This window comes from Cytobacillus sp. BC1816, from assembly GCF_051353635.1.
Classification (GTDB): domain Bacteria; phylum Bacillota; class Bacilli; order Bacillales; family Cytobacillaceae; genus Cytobacillus; species Cytobacillus oceanisediminis_C.
In genome coordinates this window covers 1,544,023-1,562,663 of sequence record NZ_CP195611.1, presented here as the reverse complement: position 1 = coordinate 1,562,663, position 18,641 = coordinate 1,544,023, and the positions used below count along the sequence as shown (strand labels likewise).

General features: G+C 36.4%; 26 protein-coding genes and 1 riboswitch. Of the genes, 6 read left to right on the top strand and 20 right to left on the bottom strand.

The genetic code is table 11. The features are described from left to right. Positions 1-12: 12 nt before the first annotated feature. From ACR42H_RS08260 to ACR42H_RS08240, 5 genes are all read right to left on the bottom strand, one after another. Positions 13-1,314 (bottom strand): PBSX family phage terminase large subunit, encoded by a 1,302-nt coding sequence (locus tag ACR42H_RS08260; RefSeq protein ID WP_436375501.1) that lies wholly within the window; start codon positions 1,312-1,314, stop codon positions 13-15. After that, positions 1,295-2,029: a phage terminase small subunit gene (gene terS, locus ACR42H_RS08255; protein ID WP_206835712.1), complete on the bottom strand. Its 735-nt coding sequence runs from the start codon at positions 2,027-2,029 to the stop codon at positions 1,295-1,297. The genes ACR42H_RS08260 and terS overlap by 20 nt, the downstream gene beginning before the upstream one ends. 97 nt (positions 2,030-2,126) lie before the next feature. Then, positions 2,127-2,741, bottom strand: a complete 615-nt coding sequence (locus ACR42H_RS08250; RefSeq protein ID WP_206835710.1) for a hypothetical protein — start codon at positions 2,739-2,741, stop codon at positions 2,127-2,129. Between the two features lie 15 nt (positions 2,742-2,756). Next, a complete protein-coding gene (locus ACR42H_RS08245; RefSeq protein ID WP_436375498.1) occupies positions 2,757-3,782 on the bottom strand; it encodes a Kiwa anti-phage protein KwaB-like domain-containing protein in 1,026 nt (341 codons plus the stop codon). A 143-nt stretch (positions 3,783-3,925) separates the two neighbouring features. After that, positions 3,926-4,393: a LuxR C-terminal-related transcriptional regulator gene (locus tag ACR42H_RS08240; RefSeq protein WP_206835706.1), complete on the bottom strand. Its 468-nt coding sequence runs from the start codon at positions 4,391-4,393 to the stop codon at positions 3,926-3,928. A 169-nt stretch (positions 4,394-4,562) separates the two neighbouring features. Here ACR42H_RS08240 and ACR42H_RS08235 point away from each other — a divergent pair, with 169 nt between their 5' ends. Next, on the top strand, positions 4,563-4,721 hold the full coding sequence (locus ACR42H_RS08235; protein WP_083390605.1) for an aspartyl-phosphate phosphatase Spo0E family protein: 159 nt from the start codon (positions 4,563-4,565) through the stop codon (positions 4,719-4,721). 120 nt (positions 4,722-4,841) lie between these two features. Here ACR42H_RS08235 and ACR42H_RS08230 read toward each other — a convergent pair whose 3' ends face one another. The 14 genes from ACR42H_RS08230 to ACR42H_RS08165 all read right to left on the bottom strand — a co-directional run bounded on the left by ACR42H_RS08230 (position 4,842) and on the right by ACR42H_RS08165 (position 13,672). After that, the gene (locus ACR42H_RS08230) at positions 4,842-5,525 is read right to left on the bottom strand and encodes a DUF421 domain-containing protein (RefSeq protein WP_206835705.1); all 684 of its coding nucleotides are present in this window, start codon (positions 5,523-5,525) and stop codon (positions 4,842-4,844) included. A gap of 121 nt (positions 5,526-5,646) precedes the next feature. Then, positions 5,647-7,134, bottom strand: a complete 1,488-nt coding sequence (locus tag ACR42H_RS08225; RefSeq protein ID WP_436375495.1) for a phospholipase D-like domain-containing protein — start codon at positions 7,132-7,134, stop codon at positions 5,647-5,649. A gap of 102 nt (positions 7,135-7,236) precedes the next feature. Further along, entirely contained in the window at positions 7,237-7,515 is a 279-nt protein-coding gene (locus ACR42H_RS08220) for a hypothetical protein (protein ID WP_436375493.1), read from the bottom strand. Positions 7,516-7,583: 68 nt separating this feature from the next. Then, a riboswitch (cyclic di-GMP riboswitch) is annotated at positions 7,584-7,671 on the top strand. Between the two features lie 261 nt (positions 7,672-7,932). Then, entirely contained in the window at positions 7,933-8,121 is a 189-nt protein-coding gene (locus ACR42H_RS08215; protein WP_206837716.1) for a hypothetical protein, read from the bottom strand. A gap of 79 nt (positions 8,122-8,200) precedes the next feature. Then, a complete protein-coding gene (locus tag ACR42H_RS08210) occupies positions 8,201-8,395 on the bottom strand; it encodes a hypothetical protein (protein WP_436375491.1) in 195 nt (64 codons plus the stop codon). Positions 8,396-8,399: 4 nt separating this feature from the next. After that, entirely contained in the window at positions 8,400-9,362 is a 963-nt protein-coding gene (locus ACR42H_RS08205) for a hypothetical protein (protein ID WP_436375489.1), read from the bottom strand. 174 nt (positions 9,363-9,536) lie between these two features. Continuing rightward, entirely contained in the window at positions 9,537-10,463 is a 927-nt protein-coding gene (locus ACR42H_RS08200; protein WP_436375487.1) for a recombinase RecT, read from the bottom strand. Beyond that, positions 10,463-11,374, bottom strand: coding sequence for a YqaJ viral recombinase family protein (locus ACR42H_RS08195; RefSeq protein ID WP_436376881.1), 912 nt, complete (start codon positions 11,372-11,374; stop codon positions 10,463-10,465). Before ACR42H_RS08195 ends, ACR42H_RS08200 begins: the two co-directional genes overlap by 1 nt. A 135-nt stretch (positions 11,375-11,509) precedes the next feature. Continuing rightward, positions 11,510-11,719, bottom strand: coding sequence for a YqaI family protein (locus ACR42H_RS08190; protein ID WP_436376880.1), 210 nt, complete (start codon positions 11,717-11,719; stop codon positions 11,510-11,512). 385 nt (positions 11,720-12,104) lie between these two features. Beyond that, positions 12,105-12,368: a helix-turn-helix domain-containing protein gene (locus tag ACR42H_RS08185; protein ID WP_009330644.1), complete on the bottom strand. Its 264-nt coding sequence runs from the start codon at positions 12,366-12,368 to the stop codon at positions 12,105-12,107. 143 nt (positions 12,369-12,511) lie between these two features. Continuing rightward, positions 12,512-12,817 carry an ORF6C domain-containing protein gene (locus tag ACR42H_RS08180; protein WP_436376878.1) on the bottom strand — a complete coding sequence of 102 codons (306 nt, stop codon included), beginning with the start codon at positions 12,815-12,817 and terminating at the stop codon, positions 12,512-12,514. Between the two features lie 82 nt (positions 12,818-12,899). Then, a complete protein-coding gene (locus tag ACR42H_RS08175) occupies positions 12,900-13,202 on the bottom strand; it encodes an ORF6N domain-containing protein (protein ID WP_436375485.1) in 303 nt (100 codons plus the stop codon). Further along, positions 13,203-13,391, bottom strand: a complete 189-nt coding sequence (locus ACR42H_RS08170) for a helix-turn-helix domain-containing protein (RefSeq protein ID WP_026041684.1) — start codon at positions 13,389-13,391, stop codon at positions 13,203-13,205. A gap of 53 nt (positions 13,392-13,444) precedes the next feature. Continuing rightward, positions 13,445-13,672 (bottom strand): helix-turn-helix domain-containing protein, encoded by a 228-nt coding sequence (locus tag ACR42H_RS08165; protein WP_206835679.1) that lies wholly within the window; start codon positions 13,670-13,672, stop codon positions 13,445-13,447. Positions 13,673-13,841: 169 nt separating this feature from the next. Here ACR42H_RS08165 and ACR42H_RS08160 point away from each other — a divergent pair, with 169 nt between their 5' ends. The 5 genes from ACR42H_RS08160 (at position 13,842) to ACR42H_RS08140 (ending at position 17,718) form a co-directional block, all read left to right on the top strand. Continuing rightward, positions 13,842-14,270, top strand: coding sequence for a helix-turn-helix domain-containing protein (locus ACR42H_RS08160; RefSeq protein ID WP_436375483.1), 429 nt, complete (start codon positions 13,842-13,844; stop codon positions 14,268-14,270). Between the two features lie 4 nt (positions 14,271-14,274). Next, positions 14,275-14,715, top strand: coding sequence for an ImmA/IrrE family metallo-endopeptidase (locus ACR42H_RS08155; protein WP_206835673.1), 441 nt, complete (start codon positions 14,275-14,277; stop codon positions 14,713-14,715). A 116-nt stretch (positions 14,716-14,831) separates the two neighbouring features. Then, the gene (locus tag ACR42H_RS08150) at positions 14,832-15,485 is read left to right on the top strand and encodes a ribonuclease (protein WP_206835670.1); all 654 of its coding nucleotides are present in this window, start codon (positions 14,832-14,834) and stop codon (positions 15,483-15,485) included. Between the two features lie 71 nt (positions 15,486-15,556). After that, positions 15,557-16,483: an exonuclease domain-containing protein gene (locus ACR42H_RS08145; protein ID WP_206835669.1), complete on the top strand. Its 927-nt coding sequence runs from the start codon at positions 15,557-15,559 to the stop codon at positions 16,481-16,483. Positions 16,484-16,551: 68 nt separating this feature from the next. Continuing rightward, on the top strand, positions 16,552-17,718 hold the full coding sequence (locus ACR42H_RS08140; protein WP_436375481.1) for a tyrosine-type recombinase/integrase: 1,167 nt from the start codon (positions 16,552-16,554) through the stop codon (positions 17,716-17,718). 240 nt (positions 17,719-17,958) lie between these two features. On the opposite strand, the gene ACR42H_RS08135 is transcribed toward ACR42H_RS08140, so the two are convergent. Further along, complete coding sequence (locus ACR42H_RS08135) at positions 17,959-18,630, bottom strand: PH domain-containing protein (RefSeq protein ID WP_206835665.1); 672 nt, start codon at positions 18,628-18,630, stop codon at positions 17,959-17,961. Between the last annotated feature and the right edge of the window lie 11 nt (positions 18,631-18,641).

Below are 18,641 nucleotides of genomic sequence, written 5' to 3'. Positions count from 1 at the left end.
GTTGTCACCGCCTTAATATTTCAATCCAAGCTTCCTCAAATTATCCTGAACATAATATTGGAAAGCATCGCATGTATGATCATCAATCTTTATGACCTTCGGATCATCGCTCTGCAAGGTATCAGCATCCCATTGGTACTTTTTATGTTCGGTAAGGAAAATCTCATTGGTTGCTTTTTTAAGCACAAAAAAACGCCCCTGAGCCAATAGGTCCTGGACGTTGTCGATCATATCTATTTTCTTTTTCTTCACTACCGGATGAAGCCGGATGCCATAGTCCTTAAAGAACTGGTTGCGCAAAGCCCCTTCAGCAGAATCAATTGTCTGCATATCAAAATGCCGTTTATAGGTTTGTTGGATTTTATCCATCCATTCTTTTAAATCCTTTGAAAGCTCGCTGGGAGCCTTTTTTACAACTTTGTTTTCCGGGCTATAGTAAAAGGTATCGAGTAGGATTACATTCCGCTTTTTCGTAAACCCCAAGGCCAGAAAGGTTGTTGCAGATACTTGGTGCCCTGTATCAATGGCTATATCGATAAGAATTAGATCATCATCCTTTGGCAGCTCATCGATCTCTTTAAAATGAGCCATATTATATACCATGTCACCAAGACCAATAACCTCACCGGCATACATCCAGCGCCAATAATCCTCATCATTTTCCTTGTATTTCTCAATTTTCCGGATCATCTGCTCGGATAAGAATCCCTTTTTATCATCAAGATACGTTGAATGATGGATAAAGTAATCATCATCCCCTGCTTTAGTTTCCAACCACTCATTAATCCAGCTGTATGGATTTCTGGGAGGGTTGTATGAGAAATAAACCTTAACCTCTTTTCCCTCTATTTCTTGCCGGATAAACGTATCTTCTACAATATCAATATCTTCTACACCAGCAAATTCAGCAGCTTCTTCATACCACAATGCCATGACATAGCCTTTTGCTATTTTGGCTGACTTTATCTTCATGGGATCGTCAACACCGTAAAAATAAAAGGCCGTATTGGTGACCTTATGACGAATTATGAGAGGAGACTTTCCAAAATAAAACTCATCCTCAACGCCCAGCATGTAAATGGCCCATTTAATCTGCTCGTAAATGGAAGTAGAAAGATATTTTCCTACTTTTCTTAAACAAACGACATTGCCCAGGTCATCTTCCAAAAAATCGACCACAAGCTTTAGACTAATCACCGAGGATTTCATGGAGGAACGGCCGCCTTTAGCGACTATATGGGACTGTTCAGCAAGCCAGAGGGAATAGAAATTGACGTTCATCAAGTCCATGACATTAATCGTTTTGACCGTCATTTTCTAACGCCTTTCTCATTGCTTCTTTATCATTTACAATAACAACCTTGCTGGTATCTCCGCCCTCTTGTTTGATTTCAGCTTTCGTTTTCTCGATATTTGCCCGCATAAGTTCAAGTTTCAGCCTGCGCTCATCATGAATGTGAGCCATCTCATCAAATTGCTTTATTAGGGAACGCAGCTCCCCCATTGCCCTGGACTGAGCATTCAAAAAGTTAGCATGCTTATCCCAAGCAAATTGATACTCCCATTCTCTTTCCTCAGCTGAATCCGAGTCTTTTTTCTTTTTTAAGACCTTTGTGATATCGTCTTTGTTTTCTACGAACATAATTCTCTGGGCACGAATAATGGCAGCATACTGAATCTGTATTTGATCCCAGATTAAATCAGATGGGGAATGTTCCTGCATATGGTTCATGATTTCTAATGATTCTTCTGGAAGATACTTAGAGAAGAAACCATGGGTGACCGCATTCGTGTTTCTTTTTGGTGCAGCTCCTCCTCTATTGCCTTTTGCATTAATATTGCCTTTAGGAGCACCACGCTTTTTTGTATGCACACTTTTTTCTTTGGGTGCACACCTATCACGATTCCAGCCATATCTCTTTTTCCATGACTTTACGGTATTCAGTGACACCTGATATTTCTCAGCAATGTCCTTGTATTTCATGCCTTTGACATAGTCTTTCTCCGCTTGGACATATTTTTCGGCCATGCTACATCACCTGGCACCTCCTGATATTTATGTTTGTTTTGGAACAAAAGAAAAAAAGCACCCAAAGGATGCTTTAAACAATTCGGTCCCTCTTCAATTATCTCGCCTCTGTCAAATAGTATATATTTCTAATTAATTTTTCTACTCTAAATTCTTTATCAAAAAAATCACTTTCATTAGTAATTACAAAAGCATTGATAGTATATTCCTCGTTTTGTTCACTAGTTTCTAAAAGTTCTATTTTCCAGACCTTATAAGTCGAAACGAAAAATAGTGGACAAGCAATAATATAGTCTACTCTTGTTAACAGAATTATTATGAATATAATAACCGAAAAACATATCAAAAAGCTAACAGTTGATGTAAAGTCTACTGTAATTAAAGGTAATATTAATGTTAATAGAAAAAAAGTATAATCATTCAAGTTAGGTCTTTCGAATTTTTTCACTATAACGTTACGCCCTTTTTCTCCTTTAACCATCTGTTTATTTAGTTTCTTAAACATAGTTTTTGGTACATAATAATACAATCCGGCAGAAAAAAGCATTATAAAAGATATAAATATTAGATGTAAAAAGTCATCAGAAATCGTGTGACCAAAAACTTCTAACGTTTTTACTTTTTCTTCAAAAAAATACCTATATAAAGCTACCACCAATACAGGTAGATATGAGATAATCCATAAAAATCCCTGTTCTGTTTTCCCCCACATAATTTATCTCATCCTTTATACTGCCATCATCACCCTTATTTCCTTTGTTAAAAATGAAGTAACAATTTTATCTTGAAAAAAGTGTAACAAAGGCTTAGGATCTTCTTCATCATCAAAAATAACTGTTTTGTTATTAAAGTCAATAAATTTAATTAACTTATCTAATTCTCCTATTCCCTTAATAAAAGCTTCTTTCTCTTTCCCGTCTTTAATTTGATCCCTTTTTGATTTTATCTGCCTTAATTCTTCTACCCTATCATTAAAATGTTTTTCTACATTTTCAATAGTTCCAGGTTTTATATTAGCAAGCCCCCTTGCTAATAATTGGTGACTAGAAGCTTTTTTAAAATACTCCTTTGTCATTTCATCTGGAAAAAAGCTCATTGAAGTTATCTTTTCAATATTTTGTTTACTAATCTCAGAAATATGATCAGTATAATCAAAAGCGAATTCAAAATATTTTGGGTCAATTATATAGACATTGCCCGCATCCATAAAAAATGAGAATTTCCCTCCAAATTCAATAATTTCTTGCTTTATTGTTTTGAATTCATTTGAAGAAAACATTGCCAATTTTTTTGTTTTAGCATTCTTTTTGATTCCTTTATAAAAGCAGAAATCTACTTTTTCTTTACCTAAAGCTATAGAAATAATTTGAAACTTAGTTTTAGATAATTTCTCAAGCGAATCATGAATAAAAGATTTTTTTAATAAATCAATATTTTTCACAGCTTTATTTGATTGGCCATGCTCTTTAATGTTAAAAACACCTATATGATCTGTTAATTGAAATTCCTTGTTATACTCTTGAATCGGAAAGGAGAAATCTTCACCAATTCTAATTTCCTTTAAATAATTTACAATATTTTCTTTAATAAAATCCACTAATTCAGGTTCAGCTTCAATTTTCTTTGAAAAATAAAGTTCGCTTTTTTGTTTATCTTTACATACCATATAAATATTAACATCTAAGCTTGAATATTCTTCTATGTTCATTCTTAAAATTTTATTAACTAAATGTGCCGAATCATTAATTGACATAAACAGTATCTCCCTTCTTATTCTTTTATGTCATTATACGACAAAAGGAGATATTTTCCTGCAACTATTTTACTACATGTTAAACTAAAGAACATAAATAGAGGAAGCAGTCTTTTAACCGCCTCCCCGTCCTGCCTTCAAGTTTAGCAAGCAGATTTATGTTTTAGCAATTTTGCATCATTCGTATCGTTTGGAACATTGGGAACATATTCACTCATTTTCTTAACAATAGAGTCTTTAATACGTCCAATATGAGTATGAGACAACCCCATATGCATAGCAATCCATCGATAACTTTTGCCCTCGAGCAGCCAATGAAGAACCTCATTTTCTCTGTCATCTGTAATAAGATGCATCCGATCCTGAATAACAGAAATCTTTGCCTGGTACTTAAGAATAACTGAATATCTTCTCTCTCTGCGTACACACTCTCTATATACCGGATCACTTGTGGTGCCTTGAGCTTTTGGCATCCCGGCTGCATCTCCATATTGGGATGTAAGCTCTTTTCCTACATCTTTCACTGAGTCTCTGAGAACCTTAATAGACTTTATCATCCAATGATAATCCTTAAGGATGGATTCAATCTGTTTGCTGGCAGCTTCTTTCATCCAGGACCCCTCCATGGTAAAATTAATTGTGGTGGCCGGGACAGATCCTGGCTTTTTTCATTCCTTAAGAATTTGTCGTTTCAATACAAGTTTTGTCGAAATCATTTAATATTTTTCCTTTATCTGTAATAATAGTTCCTGTAATTTTATCATTTAAAGGAGCAAATGAATGTGTCGTTTCTGCCGAGAGCTTAGAAAAAAGATTAAATTTTATAGAAAAGTGCTTATTGAAACTGGATTAAGAAAAGGGTTAGATGACCCTGAAACTATAAGAAACAGTCAATCTCTTGATAAATTAATTTTCAAGTATCAATCAAAATGCAGATAACATTTTAAATTTCAAATAAGGGTCGAGATATTCTCTGTTTCATTTTTTATAAAAACAATGAAATAATATTTAAAATCCAAACTGCCATTCACAAACATATGTTAATATCCTAATAAAATTTTAAAATGGACTAATATGAATTCCTTCATTCTCTCGCCAATCTGCGTAGAGTATACGTTTAACATTTTCATATCCATTGGTAGTTAATTGATTATCTAACCACTGTTGATCAAATCCGAGTTCATGTAAATTATCCCTTAATACTTCCCCATCTATAATTAACGCTGTTGGGAGGTATACTGGACTTTCTAGAAGACTGAGATCTCGCTTGTCTGGTTTTTGATACCTCGATTGTAATAATATACTTATTTGCCCATTGGCTTCCAATATACCGTATTTGACTTCGCGAACAGAAAAAACCTGATTTTGCCGAAGTATACTTAATACTTGATTTACATCCAATTTGTTCTTTTTAAGTAACTTTCTATCCATTACACCATCTCGAATAATGATGTTAGGATCGCCCAATAAGAGAGAACGTGTCGATTTATTTTTTAGAGTCAAGAACTCTACCCCCAACATGAGAAGCGTCCACAATCCGATGGCATATAAAAAGTGAAAAATCCCTACCTTATCTTCATAAATGGTATTTCCTAAAAAATCTCCAAGCACTAATACAAAAACTAAGTGAAACGGGGTTAACTGAGAGATAGATGTTCTACCTGTTATGATAATGATAAAAAATAAGGTGACAAAACCTACTATGACTTTGATTGTCAGTAAACCCAAAAAAACTTCACCCAAAGTTTATTCCTCCATTTTATATTTCACTCGATCCCAAAAATCCTCATGTTTTAAAATATTTATATTAAAACATGTAAGCTAAATTAAAAATCAGAAAGATAAAAAATACGGTTTTTTTCACTTATAATAATGGAGAAAGCAGGCGGGCACCCTGTTCAACAATGCGCTCGGTCAGGGGTCGTTCCAGCAAGTCTTCAATATTTAATGGAATAGAGTCCATTAGATCGCGTTCGAACTGATCTGTGAGTTCCCTCGCCACATCAGTACTGTACAAGACTTGACATACCTCATAATTCAGGCGAAAACTTCTCATATCATAGTTTGCTGAACCTATGGCAGCAATCTCCTCATCTATAGTCAACACCTTGGTATGAATCATTCCTTTGTCGTACTGGTAGATTTGTACACCAGCTTCTAAAAGTTCCCCATAATAAGTACGGCTTGCAAATTCCACGATTTTTTGATTATTGTGGCGAGGAACCAGCAACCTTACGCGCACACCACGAGCTACTGCTGTCTTTAATGCCATGATAATATCTGTTTCCGGTACAAAATAGGGTGTTGTTATATCAATAGTCTTAGTCGCCTGTGTTATACATATAAAGTAAGTTTGACGAATAAATGGGGTAGGAATTCCAGGATTTCCTTCCAACGTATGGATATACGCTTTTTGCAATGTCCTTGTTTTTGGCGATATATCTATCTCAATATAATCTAGGGTGCTCAACTCTGATCCCAATTCGGCTGACCATCCGACATGATCTTCTCTTCCGATTGGATTGATTACATCATACTTTGTTTTCAGGTTAGTTTTTGATTTTATTTTTTCCGGCACCGCCATATTCCAATGAACATCAAAGACAGTCTGTAAATCGACCAATGCATCTCCTATGATTTGCAAATGTGTATCCCGCCAGAAGCCAACGTCAGGCTTCAATCCTGTATATTCATATCCTACGTTCATGCAACCAGTAAAAGCTTTCTTTCCGTCGATTGTTACAATTCTACAGTGATCACGATAATTCCAATAAGAAAAGATCCAAGGAAATCGTAAAGGAAATATTGTCCTGCATTCTATCCCTGCTTCAACCATCTGCCGGATTTTTTTACGCGGGAAATTATAACTCCCCAAGCCATCTCTCATAAAACGAACCCGCACTCCGTTTACTGCTTTTTCGATTAGTAGTTCCGTGATGCGACTACCAATTTGGTCATTCCTAAATATGAAATATTCCAGATCAATCGTTTTTTGGGCTTTTTGGAGGGATTCAATGAGTTGTTCATATTTTGCTATTCCATTTTCAAATACTTGGACTTGGCCCGTTCGTAGCCCATTCACAGTGAAGTGCCGTAAAGCATCGGCGATTACCGATGCTGAATCACCAAATGTATCAGGTAATTTATTAGATTCACTTTTAGAAGAGGTCAATCTTTTCCGATGAATAAACTTAGGATTTGATATGCTTAGATAAAGCAAGAAACCAATGATAGGAAAAAGAAGGACGATTATTATCCAATTCAAAGCCTTGGCAGGCCTACGTACATCCCGAATTGCTATGATTAAGATAAAAAACGTATTTATCAGGTATAGATAAAAAATCCATTCCAACTAAAAATCCTCCCTTGTTTTTCTCTTAACATTTACAAAAAATGTAGGGAGTATACTTTTAGAATTCGAAAGAATACTTGTTTACTCTTTTGCTTCCTTGTCTTACTCTTCCAGCCACCTATTTATCTTGGCAACAAACAAATCTAATCCTTCCCTTTCATCAAGATGAAATGCTATACCAGAGAAATCAGGTCCCTGATAATGACAAACGCCCTTGTATTTTTCATGATGACGGATCAGCAGCCGTTCCATCCCTCTGTAAAACTCCAACTCTTCGCCCTGTTTTAAATCAGCGATTTGATCCTCAAGGGCGAAGGAAAATAAGTCTAATTGCTTCATTCCCTCACCGCCTAATACCCCTAATAATGCTATTTTTCCCATTCGTAAACATCATTACATTTTCGTTACAAAAACCGACAAAATATGACATTATACCTAAATTATGCTAGTATTTCCTCGGGCAAATTTTACGAAAGTAAAAGACGCAAAGCCACGGGCCTAAAACAGCTTATTTGTCATGGCAGCCGAGTTGCACACAATATATTACCAATACATTACCTTTCTAGTTTGCCTATTTTTCAACTAAAGAAAGGGTGTTGAAATTCATGATTTTCCCGACAGTATACAGTAAAGAGCCTGGTCTAAGACATATAATTAAGGATCAAAACTATTGCTTATGTGGCGTTAAATACCATGTCTTTTCTACATTTACAAGAAGTGATTTTAAGAAGATTCAATTTAAAAAAGTAGATAATGTCACCTGCCCTAAGTGTAAAGCCATTATATCTGCTCATCACTCTAAAACTTCTGCATTTCGATTTTATTAACTTCAGACGGCATTATGTTTTTCTGAATAACATTTAACGCAGGGACCCTCAACGTAGAAATAATTTGGCTTTCCACAAATCTTGCAAGTCTTGGAATAAGTATTCCAGCGTTTATTACAGTCCCTGCACTCAAGTAATAAAAGATTATTTCGATGGCCAATCACAGTCCCCTTGGACAGACATTTTGGACAGCGAGTAACTAACTTAACATTTGTGATAGTCATTTTTCATATCTCCCTTCAAAACCAGTTATTTTGTGCAGCCTCCGCATCAATCTCCCGAAAGGATGCCAGTACAAGCTCATATTTCAGTTCCTCGTAATCACATTCATCAATGCTTTTTCCGGATTGAGCTCTAGAAATATTCAATTCTGATAATCTCTTGATGAGGATATTCCTTTTCTGCTGCATAACGGATTCATAAAGGATCCCCATAGTATCAACTCCCCGATCTTAATAGTTTTAGTTTTTCCTGCAAATCTGCTTTCTTCTTAGCAAGTTCCTGCTGCTCATTCTTTAAAAGCTTAGGCTTTTCATCCTGTTGGTCCTCATCGTCAAACCAATCTGGCAGCATTTCCGTCCGTATTGGCTTGGATCGCATACCCTTAGGTTTATAAGAATTAGTGTTTTTAAAAGGCTTAACGTTTTTAGCTGCCTCTTTCGCCTGTTCTCTTGCTACTAAGGCTTCATAATGGTCCATAATGTATTTTTCACAGTAACCGAAGGCTTTAATGGCTCCATTTGGCTGACGTTCTTTATATTCAGCAAAACACTGTTCAAGCAATTTGATTGTTTGTGGCAACGGCATACCACGGGCGACAATCCGGGCGATTGCTTCATAATCTTTTGTTGTTGGGTAAACAGAACGTCCTTCATTAGCTGTTCGTAAATCGATAAATTTTTCCGCAATGACATCCACTGGATCCTTAGTAGAAGTATTTAATTCTTTAATTCTTAAATTCTTTAATTCTTGTTCTTGTTTCGATAACGTTTCGATAACGTTTCGATTTCGTTTGGATAAAGGTTCATTATCCGTTTCGATTGGCGTTTCGTTATCATCGTCAAACCCTTGGTATTCGTGGTATTTAAGGATGGTGAACACCGTTCCGTAATCCGTTTCGTTAACGGAAACTATTCCTTCATCAACTAATTTCTTAACCGAACGTAAAACCGTGCTTTTGGAAACTTTTTTAAATCCTCTTTTTTCCTTGTATTCGAGATCTTCCGCTAACTTAGAATAGGAACGGAGGTACTGACCTCTCTTTAATTCAATGCCTTTTACCTTAACCCCGTCCTTGTGAACAGCTTGCAAAAGCAGCAATGTAAAAAGTCGAAAAGTGGTGACATCATGCCATATTTCGTTCTCAAGTATCTTCCTATGAAGCTTTATCCAGCCTTGCACCTTTGTACCTCCTCCCCATGAAATTAACTTCTCTCGCACACAGCAAATCCGTTTTTAACGCCTTTTACTTTGTAATCCGGATATCGACGCATATACTGTAGGACAAGCTTTTTCAAATGTTCTTTATCTCTTGCCTCCTCCCAGATCCATCCTGGAAGGAGGACATTTGTCTTATTACTCTGCATCTTCGAAATCTATGTCCAGTGATTCCTGGGCGGACATCTTTTTGCTAGTTTTTTTCTTTTGATCCACATCAATAATTTCTGGTTCAGCAGCTGATTCTTGGTCTTCTTGGCTTGGTGGATCAAATTGAATAGGCTCTTCATATTCATTTGCATCATCCGTAATATCTTTTACTTCACGCTCCTGCTCGTCTTCTGTGAATGCTTTTTGCATATCGATGGACAAGATACCCCATTTGCCTAACATGTTCCTAAGAACTGTTTTCATTGCCATGGCATCGTAATCAGAACGCCAAACATTATTAAGAGATTTCTTGTCTTTTGCCTTGTTGTGCTTTATTCTGTGTACCTCTACTTCATCTCTGGTCCAATAGACCGTTTTTTCAAAGCCATTGACCAACTTAAAGTAGCCACAGTAACCGATGACCTTGTCACTTTTCCTGGCATCCAAATCTAGGTCAATTTCCTCCGTTAGACGATTCCACTTTAGGAGTTCTCCTTCATATACCGGTATTACATTTATGGCCTTGTACTGGCCACTTCTTAGTGCCAGCTGAATGTATCCTTTGTATCCCAGCTGGAATTGGGCTGCCTTATACCCCTTTTTAGAATCATAAAAAGCAACAATCCAGGCGTAACCTAAGTTTTTATCAACTGGTAAATCGAGAGATGCAGCAACCATTGCACTGGACACTATGGACATAGGCTCAGCTTCTCTTAGGCCAGGATCTCCGTTATACAAATTAAGAACGGAAGCCATAAACTGCGGAGCTTTATTGGCCAATACCTGCTCGAATTTCTTTTGCATTGTTGGTGTATTTAGTAGACTTTTAAGTCCAAGTGATTGGGCTGATACTTGCTTTGCTGCAGTCTCCTGCCTATTTGCTAATTGATTCTTCAAATCTGTATTGGTCGCCATCAATTAATCTCCTTTACAGCGAATTTTCGGAACGAGGATTCTTTCAAAACTTTTTTGTAAATGTCCGGAAACTTCTCTTTCAGGGCTTTCGAATCCACACTTTTTCTATTCTGATTTTTCCAAGTGACTATAAATTGATCTGTTATACCTGTTTCAGCATCTTTCAATACTTCTTTTAATTTGTTTTCAATTTCCGTTTTTGCAGTTTTAATCAGCTTTTCATCGGACTTCACTTTCTCATATTGAACCAGCAAATCTTTATAAACAGATGGAAGGACAATTTCTTTATCCTTCTCAGCACGATCGTACTTCTCTTTCAAATACTTCTCAGCTGCACTGGATCCATCTAGTTCCGGAGCATGACCTTGCAGTACGTGATATTCCCAAAAATGCTTTTCAGCATTGAAAATCATCTCGATAAGCTCCTGGTCTCGCTCTACTTCCTTCCAGATGAACTTGTTGCCACCGACAAGGACAGCGATATAGCCCTTTTTCTTATCTGTAACTCCGAGATAATGCTGGAGCTGCGCAAGGTAGCTTGCCGGTATTTCTTCGCCTTCCCACTCTTTAGCGAGATACGCACTGGCTGTCTTGCATTCCAAAACCGCTGATTCTCCAACAACTAAACGGTCAACGTTTGCTTTTATAAAAGGAAACTTGTGATGACTGTACATGAAATTTGTACGGCGGACTTTTTTACCTGTACGCTTTTCAAACTCCTTGGCAACCACATTTTCCATTTGATTTCCCCAGTAAATTGCTTCATTATCAGTTTCCTGTGGTTCGACCTGCCCTGTTTTTTCAAGCCAAAGCTCAAACGGTGAACGAAATTTATTAACTCCAAGAATGATTCCAGCATCACTCCCGCCGATTCCTTTAGCCCGTTCTTGCAGCCATTCAAACCGGCTCATATCCTTTGTATGAACTGCATTGTTTAATGCCAATTCTAGTCCCCCCCCTTTACCGCCAATAGCCTATATGCTAAAATGATGGTACTAAATAATTAGCCAATCATTATCGACTCCTGCGCCAACAGGAGTCATTTTTTATGCTGTTCTAAATTCAAATTCCATGACTTCTGTTAAGAACCGATCCAAGTTGTCCTTCAAGATGATTACACCGTCATATTCCACTATGTCGTCACCATCAAGGATCTCGTCACCAAAGTAATCAATTCCTACATGTTCAGGCTGTGCTGCCATATTCGGATATCCGGAACGCTCAATCTGTTCGATTATAGGATGATTCATTTTTATCCTCCTCTCTATGTATTAGGTGCTTTATTCACACCGCGATAAGCCGAAACGTAGATGATGGGGGAATGGTAGATATTCGTTCCGACTTATCGCGGCAGGAACAAAGGTTCTTGCCGCCCAATTCTAGTGGTGGTAGAATAGGATTATCGAATATTTAGTGGCAGTGAGCTGTGGTGAGCTTACTGCTTTTCTTTTTGATCTGAAGTAAAATCTCCAATTAAAATTCCCATAATGAAAATAAAATAGGTTCCAAAAATCATAGCTAAGACATAACCCAAGTCCATTCATGAACCCTCCTTTGGAGTACGGATCCTCACAGCCCAATCAATCTTGACTCCTTGGCTCTTCAATTTCCTAATTAATTGTTCCAGCTTCTCTTTTCTGGTTAGAACCATTGGATTATTCCTCCTATCAACGGCATTAACTGCTGCAATATCATCACTGGATCTACCCCTGTCACAATGGCACATGCCACATCTTTAGCTGATGTAACATCTGCCCACTTGATTAAAGTAGCGACATCCAGTGTTTTTTTATCTGTTTCAAATTTTGAAATACAACTCCGTGAACGATGAAGCTTTTCTGCGATTTCCTCCTGGGTAAGACCTGCTCGCTCCCGGCATGCTTTCAATACTGCGCCGAAAGTCAATCCTTTCTCCCTCCCTTCTATGTTCCATTTTGGAAAGGTTCCAGTATGGAACCGACAAATTAATAGATTGCTATTAAAATTAATAGATGAAAGGAAGTGCACCGAATCTTTTTAAGCCTGGCAGCTTCGTAAGGTGCCTTCGCTCATGAAACTTTTCTAGGAAACCAGTTTTCTATGTAGCTGAGTGCTGATTGAAGCTCCTTCCTTTTAATGTCTTTGTAACTTGCTACACCAAAACGGTCCTTGATTTCCCGATGTAGTTCCCTGAAGAGCTTTGATCGGAACTCTGGATTACTTTCCAGCTCATAAACCTTTTGAGCAATTCCTTTCTGCACACGGCGTTGTTCGCCACTGGATAGAGTGATATGCTCTTCGACTTTATGATCAATCTCATAGACTAGCTTTCTGATTTTATGTTGTTCAGCTTTAATGGTTTGAGTATCCTCCATAAGATCTGCAGTTGTTCTCAGCACTGTGACAAGAGCCTGATCTTTTGATAGAGGAACAATGTCTTCTTTAATCGTGTAGTATTCATCGACTAGCCTTTCGTAAGCATCCCATGCCTGCTCGGTATTTAGTGAGCCAAGCTCCCTTTTCAGTCCAGAGATAGAGAATAGAAGTAAATTTAAGGCTGTCGTCAAATTGACGTGACCCTTTGAATTCCCGTAATTCTTCTCCGGATAAGGCAAAATAATGTTTGCCTTGAACATACCGATCGGCATTTCTTTGAAAGTTTCGGTTAATAATTTTTGCTTCTGTACCAAAAGCCTCTGCAAGCTGAGTGGTAGTTAATACTCGCTTACCTCTCTGGCAAATAGGCTGCAATTGATTCATTTACATCGCCTCCAGACTTTTTTGTTCTTGGTCTCGCATCCAAGCATTAATCGTTTCCAGGGAAAAGAAAATTCTTCGCCTAACCCGGAAATGCGGGATTTGCTTTTCTCGGACCATCGTATAAATCGTGTCAGGATGGACACCAATATAATCAGCCACCTCTTGAGCTGTGAGTGTTTTTCGCTGCACTTTGAAATGATCCTGTGCTATTAGCTTTTTGAGATCCATTTATATACCTCCTATTAAGCTGTAGTTCTATTACACTTTACGTGTAACTCCTCCTCAAAAAAATATGAAGGAGATACACCTAATGATTTTGCTATTATTTGTAGTTCGTCAGTATTTATAGGCCTCTTACCAAGTTCTTTCATGTTGTACCCTGAAACACTGATGTTAAGCTCCTTAGCTATATGTTTTTGAGAAATTCCTTTCGATTTTCTATAGTTTCTAATACATTCATTTAAGTGCAAGTTATCACCACCTTTCCACGTAACGTGAAACTTTATGTTTTGATTATAAATCCACTTTTCGTGAAAGTCAATAAATATATTCAACTTTTTGTGGATTTTATTTAACGTAGCGTGAAATCTTGTTATGATTTTATTATTAAATAATTTAACATTATGAGGAAGATGGAATATGTCATTAGGCAAGCGTTTAAAAGCAGAAAGAGAGAGAAGAAATTGGTCTCAAATCTTTGTTGCTCAGAAAATTGGAATAACCAATACAGTCCTATCAAATTATGAACGGGATTACAGAGACCCAGATACTGAAACTCTAAAAAAGCTTGCAGATCTTTATGAAGTGGAGACAGATTATCTATTAGGCAGGTCTGATTTCCAAAAATCAAATGCAAATTTGCAAAACAAAGACGAAAAAGACATTGCAAAAAGAATGGAGAAAATTCGGCAAGACCTTTCTGAAGATGACGGCTATATGTTAATGGGGGAACCGATTAGCGAGGAAGCAAAGGAATCAATCATGGATGCCATGGAATATGCAATTAGACAAGCCACCAGAATTAACAAAAAGTATATTCCAAAGAAATATCGTGATAAACAGGACTGATTAGATGAAGGATTTTATTGTTGCTGAAGTTCAAAGATTAATTAAGAAATTCAAGACAAGAGATCCTTTTCTAATCGCTGAGAAACTTGGTGTTCATGTTGTGCCATGGGATTTTACGGATGAAGTCCAGGGAATGTACAAATATGAAAGGAAAAATAAATTTATTTTCATAAATAACAACTTAGGCAAAGTCCGTAATTTTGTCATGGGACATGAATTAGGTCATTCGGTTCTTCACCCCAAACATAATGCTTCATTTCTTAAAAAGAGTACTTTCTTTCCAGAAAGCAAATACGAAAGGCAAGCAAGTCAATTCGCTGTAGAGTTGTTACTTCCAGACGAATGTCTAAGTGAATTTAAAGATTCGCATCTTTCAATCTATGAAATTGCAGAAATATATGGTGTGCCAAGAGAAGTTGCTCACTTAAAAAAATTTAATCACTAAATAGGTACATTTAATCAAATCCTTATGACCACGCCAATAGCGTGTTTTTATTTAACGTTTAGTTGGGATAATAACCCATTTATACATAAATTTATATTTTTCGGGAGGAAAGCTTCATGAAGAAATTTTTAAAACTAGGATGTTTTGGTCTGATTGGTTTGTTCACAATTGTTATTATTGCCTTAATTATTGATATCGGAAATGACGATGAACAAGCTTCAAATCAACCTAAAGAAGAGAACGTAGAGAAAAAAGAAACTAATTCTGAAGAGACTGCTAAGGAAGAGACAAATAAAAAGGCAGATGTTATCACCGATGATGTCTACACTAATGAAATAAGACCCGAAATTAATGAGATCACTAAAGAGTTTGATAGCATATGGACTGAAAATTGGCAGTCATCCTGGGAGAAGATTTCTACTGCAAATGGTCAACCTGATATTGTTAGTTTAAAAGATGATATGGAAATCGTAAGTGAAAAGTATAGTGAACTATCAAAACGAATAAGTGCAATTGATTCTAAATCCATCAATCCCGAGTATCAAGAGCAATTGGAGGAATACAGAGTAAATATGTCTTTGGCAACGAATTACAGAGGTAACGCAGCTAACGCAATCTTACAAGCGATTAATGGCGTAGCTGACCTTGAATCCAGAATGGAAGAGGCTAAAAAATCTGTGGAATTAGCCGACCAAAAGATGTTAACAGCACTAGTTGCTATTACATCTATAGATAGTAAATTAGGTTTAATTGAAGAAAAAGATAAATAATGCCGGTATTCGACTATTTCTTTTAATCAGTAACAAAACTAATATTTCTTTGGATGAGAAAGGAGACATAAATGGACTTTATTGCAATTGACTTTGAAATATCAAATGAAAATTTATATAGCGCATGCTCTGTTGGCTTGGCAATTGTAGAAAATAATCAAATAGTTGATGAAAAGTATTACTTAATCAAACCTCCTAACCTTAAATTTGATGAAAGCTTTAGCGCAATACATGGTATCACTCCAAGAGATGTATTGGGCGCAAGAAATTTCGATGAGGTTTGGGAATTAATCAAACATTATTTTCAAGACACTACCATTGTTGCACACAATGCGCAATTTGATATGAGTGTATTGCATGCTGCTTTAAAGAAGTACCAGATTCCCCTTCCGGATTTTGAATATATTTGCAGCATTCCAATTAGTACACGAGCATGTAGAGGTCAAGGAATTGGTCAAAGCCTAGAGGAGAGATTGGCATATTTCAACATAGCATTAAATAATCACCATAATGCCCTCTCTGATGCTAGAGCATGTGCAGAACTGGTAACTACCTGCATCAGGATGAAAAACAGAAAAAACCTTATGAGTTATTGCAGCACTTATAGCAGTATTCCAGTCAAGAGATTTTCAGAATTGAAACCACAAGAGACTTTCACTAAAAGGAAGAAGTTTAGTAAAATTCGAGTTTCAGAAATCGCTGCTACTGTTGAAAATTTTGATGAGACACATGTTTTATTCGAGAAAAATATTGTTTTCACAGGTGACTTACAAAGTATAAGTCGGAATGAAGCAATGCAAAAAGCTGTTGATTTAGGGGCAATTATAAAATCTGGAGTGAGTAAGAAAACAGATTATCTTGTGGTTGGAATTCAGGATAAATCTTTAGTTGGTACAAAGGGAATAAGTACAAAAGAAGAAAAAGCATACTCCCTTATTAAAGAAGGTATAAACATAAATATAATAAACGAAAGTGCTTTCTTAAATTTAATAAAATGATTAATATGCCCTTTTGGGCTTTTCTTTTCAACTAAAACAGAACATACATTCTTATAGGAGGTTAACAAATGGCTAATGTTGAAAATCGCGGTAATGGTAGCTATCGTTTAACAGTAATTTTAGGTTATGACGAAAAAGGAACACCCATTAGAGAAAGAAGAACTGTAAAAGCTAAAAATATGAAAGAAGCTAAAAAGCTACTCACCCTATTTGAGGCTGAAATATTAACAGGTCAATATTTTAAAGCTGAGGATAAAATGACCCTAAATGCCTTTTTTCCTCAATGGCTAGAAAAACACGCTAAAGATACTCTTTCACCTGATACCTTGCAAAATTATATCAGTATCTTGCAAAAGCGAATCCTTCCGAAATATGGACATTTTAAACTGGAAGACATCAAAACTATTCATGTTGTAAATTTTATTAATGATCTTAAAAAGAACGGCCAGCGCCTGGATGGAAAAGATGGGAAACTTTCTGCATCTGCTGTACTGAACTGCTATAAGGCTTTTAACAATATCCTCTCTTGCGCCTATAAATGGAAGTTAATTAAAGAAAATCCTGCTATGGGAGCAAAGCCACCAAATGGAAAAGCAAAAAAATCAGAGGTTTATTCAAAGGAGGAGTTAAGCCAGTTAATGCAGCTTCTTGATGACAAGCCCCTGTTTTGGAAAACGCTTATCCTCCTGGCAGTTTCGACCGGAGCCAGAGAAGGTGAAATTGCTGGACTTGAGTGGAAACATGTTGACTTTGAAAAAGGAACTATTCGAATCGAGCAAGCTATTACAGAGATTAAGGGTAAAGGAGTTCAGATAAAAGGAACTAAAACCGGTAAAGACCGAACAGTTAGTGTTCCTGAAAAATTACTTGATATGTTAAAAAAACTAGAGTTAACTAGCCGGCATGATAAATGGAAAGTACGTGACCTCTGGGAATGGCCCAATCACTTCTTCATCTTTGGGAATGAATTCGGCAAACCGATCCGTCCAGACAGTATCGGTCAATGGTGGCGCAGATTCACCAAAAAACATGATTTTAAACATATACGCTTTCACGATCTTAGGCATACCTCCGCTACCCTGCTAATAAATGAAGGTGTACACGCCAAGGTTATCAGCGAAAGGTTAGGTCATGCTGATATTTCAACCACTATGAACATCTATGGTCACGTATTGGAAGAAGCAGATAAAACAGCTGCAAGTCACTTTGACGGTATTTTTAAAAAGAAGGCTTAGAATATATAAAGTTGCTGTTATTAAATAACGGGTGCATTGGTTAAAGATTTGAATTTATAATAAAGAAAACTCGCCATTTCCCCCAGGCGAGTTTTGCTTTTTTTAAATGCCATTTACAAATTCAAAAGGACTGTCATTTTGGTGCATTTAAAATGGAATTAGTATGCGATTTTTCCTGATTCAAATGAAATTTAATTTTTTGGTTATCTTGGTCGGTAACTCTCCCAAAAGGAAAAACCCTTATACAACCTTCCTAGTAGAATTATTTAAAATAATATTTCCTACTCTTTTCATTTGTTCCTGGTCGAACATCTCATCAAATTCTAATCTTCTCTTACCATATTGTATTTTAAGGCCTCTTTCTAGCAATCCATCTTTAAACCAATTGACATTAATTATAGTCTGGTATCTAAACTTATCCATATAATTTAAATTTTTGGTTATAAAAATAACTCTTTTATTAGTTGGTATTAAATAGCCCTTTATTTCTTGTTTGCTGCTCTTATCATATTCACAAAAAATAAACGTCAAAACTTTTTCATTAGGTTCAAGAACACGTTGAGCAAGGGATTGAAAGAACACTTTGTTTCTCTTAATCTCATTAAATTCATAAGAAGAATAGTCTTGGCCTTTATTTTCCATTAAATTAGAGATGATGTGTTCAATTTCTCTTCTTTCCTGCTCTTGTTGTTCTCTTTTTATCCTGTCTTTTTCTTGTTGCTGTTGAGCTCGAATTTCTCTTTGTTCTTCAATTTTTTGAGCTTTTTCCTCTTTTCGCTGAAGGCGGGCACGTTCTTTTTCAGTTCTATATTGGTCTACTTTCGCTTTAACAGCAGCAGGATCATCCTTTTTGGCTAATAATTTAATAAAAATATCTTCGACTTTATAACAAACGGTTTGATAAATCCCCATTTCAAGCCTCC

Coding starts and splice junctions, on each gene's coding strand:
- ACR42H_RS08140 (WP_436375481.1), top strand. CDS start 16,552: ATGGCTAATGTTGAAAATCGCGGTAATGGTAGCTATCGTTTAACAGTA.
- ACR42H_RS08160 (WP_436375483.1), top strand. CDS start 13,842: ATGTCATTAGGCAAGCGTTTAAAAGCAGAAAGAGAGAGAAGAAATTGG.
- ACR42H_RS08240 (WP_206835706.1), bottom strand. CDS start 4,393: ATGAAAGAAGCTGCCAGCAAACAGATTGAATCCATCCTTAAGGATTAT.
- ACR42H_RS08235 (WP_083390605.1), top strand. CDS start 4,563: ATGTGTCGTTTCTGCCGAGAGCTTAGAAAAAAGATTAAATTTTATAGA.
- ACR42H_RS08150 (WP_206835670.1), top strand. CDS start 14,832: ATGAAGAAATTTTTAAAACTAGGATGTTTTGGTCTGATTGGTTTGTTC.
- terS (WP_206835712.1), bottom strand. CDS start 2,029: ATGGCCGAAAAATATGTCCAAGCGGAGAAAGACTATGTCAAAGGCATG.
- ACR42H_RS08220 (WP_436375493.1), bottom strand. CDS start 7,515: ATGGGAAAAATAGCATTATTAGGGGTATTAGGCGGTGAGGGAATGAAG.
- ACR42H_RS08195 (WP_436376881.1), bottom strand. CDS start 11,374: ATGAGCCGGTTTGAATGGCTGCAAGAACGGGCTAAAGGAATCGGCGGG.
- ACR42H_RS08180 (WP_436376878.1), bottom strand. CDS start 12,817: ATGGAGGATACTCAAACCATTAAAGCTGAACAACATAAAATCAGAAAG.
- ACR42H_RS08200 (WP_436375487.1), bottom strand. CDS start 10,463: ATGGCGACCAATACAGATTTGAAGAATCAATTAGCAAATAGGCAGGAG.
- ACR42H_RS08145 (WP_206835669.1), top strand. CDS start 15,557: ATGGACTTTATTGCAATTGACTTTGAAATATCAAATGAAAATTTATAT.
- ACR42H_RS08210 (WP_436375491.1), bottom strand. CDS start 8,395: ATGGGGATCCTTTATGAATCCGTTATGCAGCAGAAAAGGAATATCCTC.
- ACR42H_RS08260 (WP_436375501.1), bottom strand. CDS start 1,314: ATGACGGTCAAAACGATTAATGTCATGGACTTGATGAACGTCAATTTC.
- ACR42H_RS08245 (WP_436375498.1), bottom strand. CDS start 3,782: ATGTCAATTAATGATTCGGCACATTTAGTTAATAAAATTTTAAGAATG.
- ACR42H_RS08135 (WP_206835665.1), bottom strand. CDS start 18,630: ATGGGGATTTATCAAACCGTTTGTTATAAAGTCGAAGATATTTTTATT.
- ACR42H_RS08155 (WP_206835673.1), top strand. CDS start 14,275: ATGAAGGATTTTATTGTTGCTGAAGTTCAAAGATTAATTAAGAAATTC.
- ACR42H_RS08175 (WP_436375485.1), bottom strand. CDS start 13,202: ATGAATCAATTGCAGCCTATTTGCCAGAGAGGTAAGCGAGTATTAACT.
- ACR42H_RS08250 (WP_206835710.1), bottom strand. CDS start 2,741: ATGTGGGGGAAAACAGAACAGGGATTTTTATGGATTATCTCATATCTA.